Origin of the sequence: Enterobacter sp. Bisph1, from assembly GCF_000814905.1 — a bacterium.
Taxonomy (GTDB): Bacteria; Pseudomonadota; Gammaproteobacteria; order Enterobacterales; family Enterobacteriaceae; genus Kosakonia.
In genome coordinates, this window is record NZ_JXAG01000048.1 from 97,264 (window position 1) to 109,995 (window position 12,732).

A 12,732-nucleotide genomic window follows, 5' to 3' on the forward strand; every position below is an offset into this window, starting at 1 on the left:
CTTGTATCTGTTTGAAAGCCTGAATCAGCTGATTCAAAACTATCTGCCTGAAGACCAGGTTAAGCGTCTCAGGCAGGCTTATCTCGTTGCACGTGACGCTCACGAGGGCCAGACACGTTCAAGCGGTGAACCTTATATCACGCACCCGGTGGCGGTAGCCTGCATTCTGGCCGAGATGAAACTCGACTACGAAACGCTAATGGCGGCGCTGCTGCATGACGTGATCGAAGATACCCCGGCCACCTACCAGGATATGGAACAACTGTTTGGCAAAAGCGTTGCCGAGCTGGTGGAAGGGGTGTCGAAACTTGATAAGCTCAAGTTTCAGGATAAAAAAGAGGCGCAGGCCGAAAACTTTCGCAAGATGATTATGGCGATGGTGCAGGACATCCGCGTCATTTTAATCAAGCTTGCCGACCGCACCCACAATATGCGCACGCTCGGCTCTCTTCGCCCGGATAAGCGTCGTCGCATCGCCCGTGAAACCCTAGAAATCTACAGTCCGCTGGCGCACCGTTTAGGTATTCATCACATCAAAACCGAGCTTGAAGAGCTGGGCTTTGAAGCGCTGTATCCCAATCGCTATCGCGTGATTAAAGAAGTGGTAAAAGCCGCACGCGGCAACCGCAAAGAGATGATTCAAAAAATCCTCTCTGAAATCGAAGGGCGTTTACAGGAAGCCGGTATTCCGTGCCGCGTCAGCGGGCGTGAAAAGCACCTTTACTCCATTTACTGCAAAATGGTGCTTAAAGAGCAGCGTTTTCATTCGATTATGGATATCTACGCGTTTCGCGTTATCGTCCTCGATCTGGATACCTGTTATCGCGTGTTGGGTCAGATGCACAGCCTGTACAAGCCGCGTCCCGGCCGCGTAAAAGACTATATCGCCATTCCCAAGGCGAACGGCTATCAATCTCTGCACACCTCGATGATTGGCCCGCACGGCGTGCCGGTTGAGGTACAGATCCGTACGGAAGATATGGATCAAATGGCGGAGATGGGGGTTGCCGCGCACTGGGCTTATAAAGAGCATGGCGAAAGCAGCACTACCGCGCAAATCCGCGCCCAGCGCTGGATGCAAAGCCTGCTGGAGCTGCAACAGAGCGCCGGTAGCTCGTTTGAATTTATTGAGAGCGTTAAATCTGATCTGTTCCCCGATGAGATTTATGTTTTCACCCCGGAAGGCCGCATTGTCGAGCTGCCCGCTGGCGCGACGCCGGTGGACTTCGCCTATGCGGTGCACACGGATATCGGCCATGCCTGCGTCGGCGCGCGCGTCGATCGCCAGCCCTATCCGCTGTCGCAGTCCCTCGCCAGCGGCCAGACGGTAGAGATCATTACCGCACCTGGCGCACGCCCGAATGCCGCGTGGCTGAACTTCGTTGTCAGCTCGAAAGCGCGGGCCAAAATCCGTCAGATGCTGAAAAACCTCAAGCGTGACGACTCCGTAAGCCTCGGTCGCCGCCTGCTGAATCACGCGCTGGGCGGAAGCCGTAAACTGGCGGAGATCCCGCCGGAGCATGTGCAACGCGAGCTGGACCGCATGAAACTCGCCTCCCTCGACGATCTGCTGGCAGAGATTGGTCTGGGCAACGCTATGAGCGTGGTGGTGGCGAAAAACCTGCAGCAAGGGGAAGCCACTCAGGTTGCGCAAGCCTCATCCGGCACCAGCAGCGGTCATCTGCCGATCAAAGGCGCTGACGGCGTGCTTATTACCTTTGCCAAATGCTGCCGCCCCATTCCTGGCGATCCGATTGTCGCCCACGTCAGTCCTGGCAAAGGGTTGGTGATTCACCATGAATCCTGCCGTAACATTCGTGGCTACCAGAAAGAGCCCGAAAGATATATGGCCGTCGAATGGGACAAAGAGACCGCGCAGGAGTTTATCACCGAGATCAAGGTCGATATGTTCAACCATCAGGGCGCGCTGGCGAACCTGACGGCGGCGATTAACACCGCCTCTTCGAACATTCAAAGCCTGAACACCGAAGAGAAAGATGGCCGCGTCTACAGCGCGTTCATCCGGCTGACGGCGCGCGATCGCGTTCATCTGGCGAATATTATGCGCAAAATCCGCGTGATGCCGGATGTGATTAAAGTCACCCGCAATCGAAACTAGTCTTAAACACACAGCCATTTGCATGCCGTCATAACGCGCTGGCCCTCACCCCGAAGGGACGAGGCGGTAAGCCGAATAACGCGCAAGCGAATGGGTGCCCGGTCACGTGAAGAACAGGTAGCCGGGGTGAAAAGGCCGTTTAAAGGATGAAGTTTTTATGAATTCACAGCGTTATGCACGGATACGCGAAATGCTCGCCAGGCGTCAGCCTGATCTGACGGTCTGCATGGAGCAGGTGCATAAACCTCATAACGTCTCCGCCATTATCCGCACCGCCGACGCCGTTGGCGTGCATGAAGTGCACGCCGTCTGGCCAGGCAACCGCATGCGTACCATGGCCTCTTCCGCCGCAGGCAGCAACAGCTGGGTGGAAGTGAAAACCCACCGCACCATCAGCGATGCCGTTGGCACGCTAAAAGCGCGCGGTATGCAGATCCTCGCCACCCACCTTTCTGACAAAGCGGTTGATTTTCGCGAGATCGACTACACCCGCCCGACCTGTATTTTGATGGGTCAGGAGAAAACCGGGATCACCCAGCAAGCGCTGGATCTGGCGGATCGGGATATCATCATCCCGATGACGGGCATGGTGCAGTCGCTGAACGTCTCCGTTGCTTCCGCCTTGATCCTCTATGAAGCGCAGCGCCAGCGGCAAAACGCCGGAATGTATCAGCGCGAGAACAGTATGCTGCCGGACGAAGAGCAGCAGCGCCTGCTGTTCGAGGGGGGTTACCCGGTGCTGGCTAAAGTGGCGAAACGCAAAGGCCTGCCTTATCCTCACGTTAACAGTGAAGGACAAATCGAAGCCGACCCAACGTGGTGGGCAACTATGCAGGCCACGGAGTAATCAATGAAAGGTAAGCTGCTCGATGCTGTGCCCTTAAACTCGCTGACCGGAGTCGGCGCGGCGCAGAGCAGTAAGCTGGCGAAAATCGGCCTTAACAGCGTGTCGGATCTCCTGCTTCACCTTCCCTTGCGCTACGAAGATCGTACCCAGCTCTACCCGATTGCCGACCTGCTGCCGGGCATTTACGCCACGGTGGAGGGCGAAGTGCTGAACTGCAATATCTCCTTCGGCGGCCGCCGGATGATGACCTGCCAGATAAGCGACGGCACCGGCATTCTGACCATGCGCTTTTTCAACTTCAATGCGGCAATGAAAAACAGCCTTGCCACCGGCCGCCGCGTGTTGGCCTATGGTGAAGCGAAGCGCGGAAAGTACGGCGCAGAAATGATCCATCCGGAATACCGTGTGCAGGGCGATCTCAGCACGCCGGAGCTGCAAGAAACCCTGACGCCGGTTTATCCCACCACCGAAGGCATTAAACAAGCCACGCTGCGTAAGCTTACGGATCAGGCTTTAGAACTGCTGGCCACCTGCGCCATCAATGAACTGCTGCCGCCGGAGCTGGCTCAGGGGTTAATGAGCCTGCCGGAGGCATTGCACACGCTGCACCGCCCGCCGCCGACGCTGCAGTTAAGCGAACTGGAGAGCGGTCAACATCCGGCGCAGCGCCGCTTAATTCTTGAAGAGCTTCTGGCGCACAACCTCAGCATGCTGGCGCTGCGCGCCGGGGCACAGCGTTACCATGCCCAGCCGCTGGGCGCGAAAGATGAGCTTAAAAACCGGCTGCTGGCCTCCCTGCCCTTTAAACCGACCGGCGCACAGGCGCGCGTGGTGGCAGAGATTGAGCGCGATATGGCCCTTGATATGCCGATGATGCGCCTGGTGCAGGGTGATGTCGGTTCCGGTAAAACGCTGGTGGCCGCGCTGGCGGCGCTTCGCGCGATTGCCAACGGCAAGCAGGTCGCCATGATGGCACCCACCGAACTGCTGGCTGAACAGCATGCCAATAATTTCCGCAACTGGTTTGCCCCCCTCGGCATTGAAGTAGGCTGGCTGGCGGGTAAGCAGAAAGGCAAAGCACGACAGGCGCAGCAAGAGGCGATTGCCTGCGGCCAGGTGCAGATGATTGTCGGTACCCATGCGATTTTTCAGGAGCAGGTGCAGTTTAACGGCCTGGCGCTGGTGATAATTGATGAACAGCACCGCTTCGGCGTTCACCAACGCCTGGCGCTGTGGGAGAAGGGCCAGCAGCAGGGTTTTCATCCCCACCAGCTGATCATGACCGCCACGCCAATTCCGCGCACGCTGGCAATGACCGCCTATGCCGATCTTGACACTTCGGTGATTGATGAACTGCCACCGGGGCGTACGCCGGTCACCACCGTCGCGATTCCCGATACGCGTCGCAACGAGATTATCGACCGCGTGCGCAGCGCCTGTACCGGCGAAGGTCGCCAGGCGTACTGGGTATGTACCTTAATTGAAGAGTCTGACCTGCTGGAAGCGCAGGCGGCGGAAGCGACCTGGGAAGAGCTGAAACTGGCGCTGCCGGAACTGAACGTCGGGCTGGTGCATGGGCGCATGAAGCCCGCCGAAAAACAGGCGGTGATGCAGGCGTTTAAACAGGGCGAGCTGCATCTGCTGGTGGCGACAACGGTGATTGAAGTGGGCGTCGATGTGCCCAATTCCAGCCTGATGATTATTGAGAATCCCGAGCGGCTCGGTCTTGCGCAACTCCACCAGCTGCGCGGGCGCGTCGGGCGCGGTGCGGTCGCCTCCCACTGCGTGCTGTTGTATAAATCCCCGCTGTCAAAAACGGCGCAAAAGCGTTTACAGGTGCTGCGCGATAGCAACGATGGCTTCGTGATTGCGCAAAAAGATTTAGAGATCCGCGGTCCGGGTGAATTGCTGGGTACCCGCCAGACCGGCGCTGCGGAATTTAAAGTCGCCGATCTGCTCCGTGACCAGGCGATGATCCCGGAAGTGCAGCGTATCGCCCGCCATATTCATGAACGTTATCCGCAGCTTGCCGAAGCGCTGATCGACCGCTGGATGCCGGAAACGGAACGCTATTCCAACGCCTGAGTTTAGAACCTTATGCGGCAAAACAAACATCCCTTAGAAAAGTATGTTTTTAGCAAAGCAACCGTTTGCTTTTAGCAAACAGTCCGCTAGAATCAGCGCTTTTCCATCAGGGGATTGCTTGAGATGTCCGTAAATACCATCGAGTCAGCAGATGCGCAACCGGTTGCGCAGACTCCTTCCAGTGAATTGATCTACCGCCTTGAAGATCGCCCGCCCTTGCCGCAAACCCTGTTTGCCGCGCTACAGCACCTGCTGGCGATGTTTGTCGGCGTGATCACCCCGGCATTACTGATTTGCCAGGCGCTGGGTTTACCGGCTCAGGACACTCAGCACATTATCAGCATGTCGCTGTTCGCCTCCGGCGTCGCATCCGTTATACAAATCAAAGCCTGGGGTCCGGTCGGCTCCGGGTTGCTCTCCATTCAGGGCACCAGTTTTAACTTTGTCGCGCCGCTGATTATGGGCGGTACGGCGCTGAAAACCGGCGGGGCGGACGTGCCGACAATGATGGCTGCGCTGTTCGGAACCCTGATGCTGGCCAGCTGTACCGAAATGGTTATTTCGCGCATTCTGCCGCTGGCGCGCCGTATTATTACCCCGCTGGTGTCCGGCGTGGTGGTGATGATTATCGGCCTGTCGCTGATTCAGGTAGGTTTGACTTCCGTCGGCGGTGGTTATGCAGCGATGGCGAACCACACCTTTGGCGCACCGAAAAACCTGCTGCTGGCAGGGGTGGTGCTGGGGCTGATTATTCTGCTTAACCGCCAGCGCAACCCGTATCTGCGTATTGCTTCGCTGGTGATCGCAATGGCGGTGGGATATGTGCTGGCGATGCTGCTGGGCATGCTGCCGGAATATAATGCGCCGGAAAGTACCTTTATGGTGCCGACACCGCTTTACTATGGCCTGAGCATCGACTGGAGCCTGCTGCTGCCGCTGATGCTGGTGTTTATGATCACTTCGCTGGAAACCATCGGCGATATCACCGCAACCTCTGATGTGTCAGAACAACCGGTGACCGGTCCGCTGTATATGAAGCGCCTGAAAGGCGGCGTGCTGGCAAACGGCCTGAACTCTTTTGTCTCTGCCGTTTTCAACACCTTCCCGAACTCCTGTTTCGGCCAGAACAATGGCGTGATCCAGCTGACGGGCGTTGCCAGCCGCTATATCGGTTTCTTTATCGCCATGATGCTGATAGTGCTGGGCCTGTTCCCGGCGGTTAGCGCTTTTGTGCAGCAGTTGCCTGAGCCGGTACTCGGCGGCGCGACGCTGGTGATGTTCGGCACCATTGCCGCGTCCGGCGTGCGAATTGTCTCTCGCGAGCCGCTGAACCGTCGCGCCATCCTGATCCTCGCCCTGTCGCTGGCCGTGGGTCTGGGCGTATCCCAGCAGCCGCAAATCCTGCAGTTTGCCCCGGACTGGCTGAAAAACCTGCTCTCTTCCGGCATTGCCGCAGGTGGTATTACGGCGATTGTGCTGAATCTGATTTTCCCACCCGAGACGAACTGATTACCCTGCGGCAACGGCATTAAGACCGTTGCCGCCGTCACCTTCTTTCATCATTCCGCCCTTGAGCATTGCGCATAAATCGTGCATAACTGCCTGTCTGGCACGTGGAGATGGAAGATCATGAAATTTATTGGAAAGCTGCTCCTTATCGTTGCTATCGTTCTGCTGGTAGCGATACTTATCTGCTATTTCCTGCTGCAGACCCGCTGGGGTGCAACGCAGGCCAGCAAGTGGGTGAGCGACAACAGCGACTATCACCTGACCTTTGACGCGATAGATCATCGTTTCTCTTCCCCTTCTCATGTGTTGCTGAAAGGCGTGAATTTTGGCCGTAAAGGCAAACCTGCAACGCTGGTCGCTAAAAGCGTCGATATCGGCCTGAGCAGCCGCCAGATAACCGATCCGTTGCATGTCGACACCATTGTGTTAGAAGACGGCACGCTGAACTTTTCCCCGGCCACCGCGCCGCTGCCTTTCCAGGCCGACCGCCTGCAGCTGAAGAATATGGCGTTTAACAGCCCAACCACCGGCTGGGATCTCAGCGCCCAGCGCGTGACGGGCGGCGTTGCGCCCTGGCAACCCGTTACCGGCAACGTGCTCGGCAGCAAAACACAGATTCAGATGAGCGCCGGTTCGCTGACCTTAAACGGCGTTCCCGCCAGTAATGTTTTAATTCAGGGCAGCATCGATAAAGATGTCGTCACGCTGACCACCATTGGTGCTGATATGGCGCGCGGTTCCCTGACCGGTGATGCGCGCCGCGCCGCTGATGGCAGTTGGGTAGTGAATACGCTGCGGTTAAACGATATCCGTCTGCAGAGCGATAAATCCCTGCTCGATTTCTTCCGCCCGCTGACCACCTTGCCCTCGCTGAAAATCGGCCGTGTTGAAGTCACCGATGCGCGTTTACAAGGCCCCGGCTGGGCAGTTACCGATCTGGATTTAAGTTTGCGTAACCTGACGCTGATAAAAGACGACTGGCAAAGCGAAGATGGCAGGCTTTCGATGAACGCCAGCGAGTTTATTTACGGCTCGCTGCACCTGTTCGACCCGATCCTTAACGCCACGTTTTCACCCCAGGGCATTACGCTACAGCAGTTCACCTCGCGCTGGGAAAACGGGATGGTGCGCACCTCGGGGAACTGGTATCGCGCCGGCCACGCGCTGGTGCTGGATGACGCCGCCTTTGCCGGGCTGGAATATACGCTGCCGGACAACTGGAAACAGCTGTGGATGGAGGATCTGCCGGACTGGCTAAAGACCATAACGCTGAAAAAATTTAGCGCCAGCCGCAACCTGGTGATCGATATCGACCCGACATTTCCGTGGCAGCTGACGGCGCTGGATGGCTATGGCGATAACCTGCAACTGGTGCGCGAGGGTAAATGGGGCGTGTGGGGCGGAACGGCGAAACTGAACGCCGCCGCCGCGACCTTTAACCGGGTGGATGTCCGTCGTCCTTCGCTGGCGCTCAACGCCAACAGCAGTATCGTCAATATCACCGAGCTAAGCGCCTTTACCGGCCAGGGCTTACTGGACGCCAAAGCGGTGGTCTCGCAAACGCCGGATCGCAGCGTAAACCTCAGCCTGAACGGGCGCGGCGTACCGGTAAATATTTTACAGGAGTGGGGCTGGCCCGTTCTGCCCATCAGCGGCGACGGTAACTTACAGCTGACCGCCAGCGGCACCGTACGCGCCGATGCTCCGTTAAAAGCGTCGGTAAACGGTGAACTTTCGGTGATTAACGTCCAGAAGCAGCAGATCAAGCAGAGTATGCACGGCGGCGTCGTGTCCGGTGGCGTGGTTGCGCCACCGGCAGAACCAGCGCCAGCCCCTTCACCTCAGCCCGCGCCCTGAAACCTGTCTGCATGCCCTCTCCTTTACGGGAGAGGGCACAGCAAACTTACAGCGTAATGCGAATTTCACTCCCCTGAGGCGTGAGTACCACGCCCGCTTCGCTCCCCGCTTGCGTGGCGCCCTGCACGCCAGCAATCTGCGCGATATTGCGCAGGCACAGCGTCCAGTGATGGCACTCCCCTTCCGTCCGCACGGTGATAGCGCCCGCGTCGCGTGTTGCGCGCAAGCGGAAGATAACCGTACCGCTGGCGTCCGGGATTTCGCACTGTGCTTCGCGCCCCTCTTCCAGCGCAAACAGCTGGAAAGCGGTGCCTTCATGCCAGGCGTAATCCGGGCGTTGATCGTTCTCGCCCAGCGCCAGCAACGTGTTGCTGCGCACATAGACCGGCAGGCTCATAAAGTCGTGGCGCTGTTTATGCCAGCGGCTACCGCTGAGCGTGTCGTTGTGCCACAGGTGCGTCCAGCTGCCTTCCGGCAGGTAAAACTGCACATCGCCCGCCTCGCTAAACACTGGCGCGACCAGTAGCGCATCACCGAGCATATATTGCCTGTCGAGATAATCGCATGCCGGATCGTCCGGGAAAGCGAGCATCATGGCGCGCATCATCGGTAAACCCGACTCATGGGCCAGCGCCGCCTGGCGATAAAGGTAGGGCATCAGGCGACATTTAAGCTGGGTGAAATGGCGCACCACATCGCAGGACTCTTCATCGTAAGCCCAGGGCACGCGGTAGGATTTGCTGCCATGCAAGCGGCTATGGCTGGAGAGCAGACCGAACGCGCACCAGCGTTTGTAGACATGGGCTGGCGCGGTATTTTCAAAGCCGCCAATATCGTGGCTCCAGAAACCAAACCCGGACAAGCCAATGGATAACCCGCCGCGCAGGCTCTCCGCCATCGATTCGTAGTTGGCGTAGCAGTCGCCGCCCCAGTGCACCGGAAACTGCTGTGCGCCAACGGAGGCCGAGCGGGCAAACAGCACCGCCTCCTGTTCGCCAACGGTCTCTTTCAACACCTTCCACACCAGTTCGTTGTAAATATAGGCGTAATGGTTGTGCATTTTCTGCGGGCATGCGCCGTTGTGCCACACCACATCGGTGGGTATACGCTCGCCGAAGTCGGTTTTGAAGCAATCCACGCCCATCGCCACCAGTTCTTTGAGTTTATCCGCATACCACCGGCAGGCTTCCGGGTTAGTGAAGTCATAAATCGCCAGCCCAGGCTGCCATTTATCCCACTGCCACAGCGAACCGTCCGCGCGTTTCAGCAAATAGCCCTTCTCTTTCAGCTCACGGAATACCGGGGATTTCTGGCCGATATACGGGTTGATCCAGACGCAGATTTTCAGCCCGCGCGCTTTCAGGCGTTTAATCATCCCGGCCGGGTCCGGGAAGGTCACCGGATCCCATTCGAAATCGCACCACTGAAAAGCCTTCATCCAGAAGCAGTCGAAGTGGAACACATGCAGCGGCAGCTGGCGCTCCGCCATGCCGTCGATAAAGCTGTTCACCGTCGCTTCATCGTAATTGGTGGTAAAGGATGTGGTGAGCCATAAGCCGAATGACCACGCAGGCGGCAGCGCCGGACGACCGGTAAAGTGCGTATAGCGGTTCAGCACCCCTTGCGGCGTTGGCCCGTCGATAACGAAATACTCCAGGTATTCGCCTTCAACGCTGAACTGCACTTTTGAGACCTTCTCCGAACCAACTTCAAATTCCACCGCTTCCGGATGATTGACCAGCACGCCGTAGCCGCGATTGGTCAGGTAAAAGGGGATATTTTTGTACGACTGCTCGGTGCTGGTACCGCCATCGCGGTTCCAGGTTTCCACCGTCTGGCCGTTACGCACCAGTGCGGTAAAACGCTCGCCGAGGCCATAAACCGTTTCACCAACACCCAGATCCAGCCGTTCGAAAAGGTAATTGCGCCCGCTGTTATTGTCCTGCACATAACCGTTGTTTTTCAGCTGGCTACCGGTGATGCGCACGCCATCGCGCAGGAAATCGAGGGACCAGTTTTCGCCTTTACCCACGCGCACACTGAGCGAGCCGCTTTGCAGCTCGGCAAACTCTTTTGTCTCGCGTATGGCGATATTCACGTCCTGCGCAATATTAAGGGGAAAGTGCGGACCCTTATCCACCGCGCCCTGAAAATGCTCAATGCGCACGCCAATAATACCTTCCTGCGGCGAGAAAAAGCGCAGGGTAAACAGCGGGGTATCCAGTTGCCAGGTGCGCTCGCGCACATCGCGCGGAGCGGCATACACCACCATTTCGTTGCCCTGCTGCTCAACGTCAAATACCTGAACCGGCTGAATCAACGTTAATCCGGGCTGGATAAGCCAGTTGCCGTCACTGATTTTCATGGAATCCTCCTTACAGTAATTCTTCCCGCGCAGAAACATGGCCAACGCCTTGTTGGCCGCGGCGTTCTCCGCGTGCCAGTTGCGCCATAATGGATTTCAAATACGGTGTTTTCAGGCTGTAGTAGCGTTTGGCGATAAAGGCGCTCAGCAGATAGCAGACGGCGGGGACCAGCGTGAACAGCGCAATAATGATGCTGATGGTGGTGCTGTTCTGGCTCTGGGCTGCGGCATTGTACCCGCCTCCGGCCAGCGCCCAGCCGATCAGCGCGCCGCCGATGGCGAGACCGAGTTTCAATACAAACAGCGTACCGGCAAAGCTGATGCCGGTGAGGCGCTTGCCGTTGCACCATTCGCCGTAATCAACGGTGTCGGACATCATCACCCACTGAATGGGCGTCACCAGCTGGTGCAGCACACCAATGGCGAAGATAAAGATAAACATGGTAACGCTGGCCTGAATCGGCACGAAGAACATGGCAACGCTCAGCACAGTGAGCGCAGCGTTGGTCCACCAGAAGATGGTGACTTTGCATTTCCAGTCCGTCAGCGGTTTCGCCAGCGCGCTACCGATCAAGTTGCCGACGCAGTAAGTGGTGAGGAAAGCGGTGAAAATCGCGGCATTACCCATGATCCAGGTGACGTAATACATCATCGCTCCGCCGCGCACGCATACCGCGAGGATATTAAGGATGGTCAGCAGGCCCACGATGCGCCACTGGTCGTTTTGCCAGATATCCCGCAGGTCTTCACGTATAGCAGTCGTGCTCGGCGGCACCTGAATGCGCTCTTTGGTGGTGAAGAAGCAGAACGCCAGCATCATAAAGGCGACCACCGAGAGCACTGCGATACCGCCCTGGAAGCCGAAGACTTTGTCATCGCCACCGATCAGTTTTACCAGCGGCATCATCAGCACCGTGGAGAGCATGCCGCCCGCCGTTGCCAGCACGAAGCGCCAGGACTGCAACGAAATGCGTTGCTGCGGGTCGTTGGTGATCACGCCGCCAAGAGCGCAGTAAGGAATGTTAACCACGGTGTAAAGCAGGGTGAGTAACGTATAAGTGACAGCGGCATAGATCATTTTGCCGTTCAGGCTGAGATCCGGCGTGCTATAGGCGAGAACGCAGACAATGCCGAAGGGCAGCGCACCGAAGATAATCCATGGGCGGAATTTCCCCCATCGGCTGCGGGTGCGGTCGGCAAGCAGCCCCATACAGGGATCGGAAATGGCGTCTAAGGCGCGCGCCAGCAGAAACATGGTGCCAACAAAGCCGGCGGGGATGCCGAAGATATCGGTATAGAAGAACATCATGTACAGCATTACGTTATCAAAGACGATATGGCTGGCGGCATCGCCCATTCCGTAGCCAATCTTTTCTTTCACCGAAATAATCTGACTGTCCATTTTTGTTTCCTTTACGCATGAAAAATACGCAAAAAGCGGTATCTTTCGTTGTAAACGATTGGTTTTCAGCCGGGTATTGCGAATTCTGGTTATCGAATTACGTTTCTTCTTTTCTGTGATCGCGGTTGTTTTCACGCAGGCAAAAATGCTAAGTCTTGGAAAAAATAGGGATTTATCCTAAACCGGCTTTTGTGGTGGAAGCACAATGCGAAAAATTCTGAGAAGAGTGTGTGGTAAATGTATGAAAGTAGCTATAATGCGCCCCGCCTCCATGTAGCAATGCAGGCGCGGAAGATCGTCATCTCCGGTGAGGTGGCTGGACTTCAAATCCAGTTGGGGCCGCCAGCGGTCCCGGGCAGGTTCGACTCCTGTGATCTTCCGCCAATTTGCTTCCCTATCCGCCCTTTTATTACTAAAAAACAAAAAGTTAAAATAATTATCGTCGATATGTGACTATAGTCGGTTTCTGAAATCCGCTTAAAAAATGTATATTAATATGTACAGGATGTCGTGGCTAACACAGGGCTATACATATGGCACTCACAAAT

At 56.8% G+C, this 12,732-nt stretch carries 7 protein-coding genes and 1 tRNA gene; 6 read left to right on the forward strand and 2 right to left on the reverse strand.

Annotated elements, in window-relative coordinates; translation table 11 throughout:
- Position 1 precedes the first annotated feature (1 nt).
- The 5 genes from spoT to RW65_RS16935 all read left to right on the forward strand — a co-directional run bounded on the left by spoT (position 2) and on the right by RW65_RS16935 (position 8,417).
- The gene (spoT, locus tag RW65_RS16915) at positions 2 to 2,119 is read left to right on the forward strand and encodes a bifunctional GTP diphosphokinase/guanosine-3',5'-bis pyrophosphate 3'-pyrophosphohydrolase (RefSeq protein ID WP_039057962.1); all 2,118 of its coding nucleotides are present in this window, start codon (positions 2 to 4) and stop codon (positions 2,117 to 2,119) included.
- Between the two features lie 157 nt (positions 2,120 to 2,276).
- Positions 2,277 to 2,966 (forward strand): tRNA (guanosine(18)-2'-O)-methyltransferase TrmH, encoded by a 690-nt coding sequence (gene trmH, locus RW65_RS16920; RefSeq protein WP_039057963.1) that lies wholly within the window; start codon positions 2,277 to 2,279, stop codon positions 2,964 to 2,966.
- A gap of 3 nt (positions 2,967 to 2,969) precedes the next feature.
- On the forward strand, positions 2,970 to 5,051 hold the full coding sequence (gene recG, locus RW65_RS16925; RefSeq protein WP_039057964.1) for an ATP-dependent DNA helicase RecG: 2,082 nt from the start codon (positions 2,970 to 2,972) through the stop codon (positions 5,049 to 5,051).
- A gap of 123 nt (positions 5,052 to 5,174) precedes the next feature.
- Positions 5,175 to 6,560, forward strand: a complete 1,386-nt coding sequence (locus tag RW65_RS16930; protein WP_039057965.1) for a nucleobase:cation symporter-2 family protein — start codon at positions 5,175 to 5,177, stop codon at positions 6,558 to 6,560.
- A 120-nt stretch (positions 6,561 to 6,680) separates the two neighbouring features.
- On the forward strand, positions 6,681 to 8,417 hold the full coding sequence (locus tag RW65_RS16935) for an AsmA family protein (RefSeq protein WP_039057966.1): 1,737 nt from the start codon (positions 6,681 to 6,683) through the stop codon (positions 8,415 to 8,417).
- A gap of 46 nt (positions 8,418 to 8,463) precedes the next feature.
- On the opposite strand, the gene yicI is transcribed toward RW65_RS16935, so the two are convergent.
- Positions 8,464 to 10,782, reverse strand: a complete 2,319-nt coding sequence (gene yicI / locus RW65_RS16940) for an alpha-xylosidase (RefSeq protein WP_039057967.1) — start codon at positions 10,780 to 10,782, stop codon at positions 8,464 to 8,466.
- Positions 10,783 to 10,792: 10 nt separating this feature from the next.
- Positions 10,793 to 12,184 carry a glycoside-pentoside-hexuronide family transporter gene (locus RW65_RS16945; protein WP_039057968.1) on the reverse strand — a complete coding sequence of 464 codons (1,392 nt, stop codon included), beginning with the start codon at positions 12,182 to 12,184 and terminating at the stop codon, positions 10,793 to 10,795.
- Positions 12,185 to 12,473: 289 nt separating this feature from the next.
- On the opposite strand from RW65_RS16945, the gene RW65_RS16950 reads away from it, so the two are divergent.
- Positions 12,474 to 12,568: transfer RNA gene (locus RW65_RS16950), tRNA-Sec, on the forward strand.
- The last annotated feature ends 164 nt before the right edge of the window (positions 12,569 to 12,732 follow it).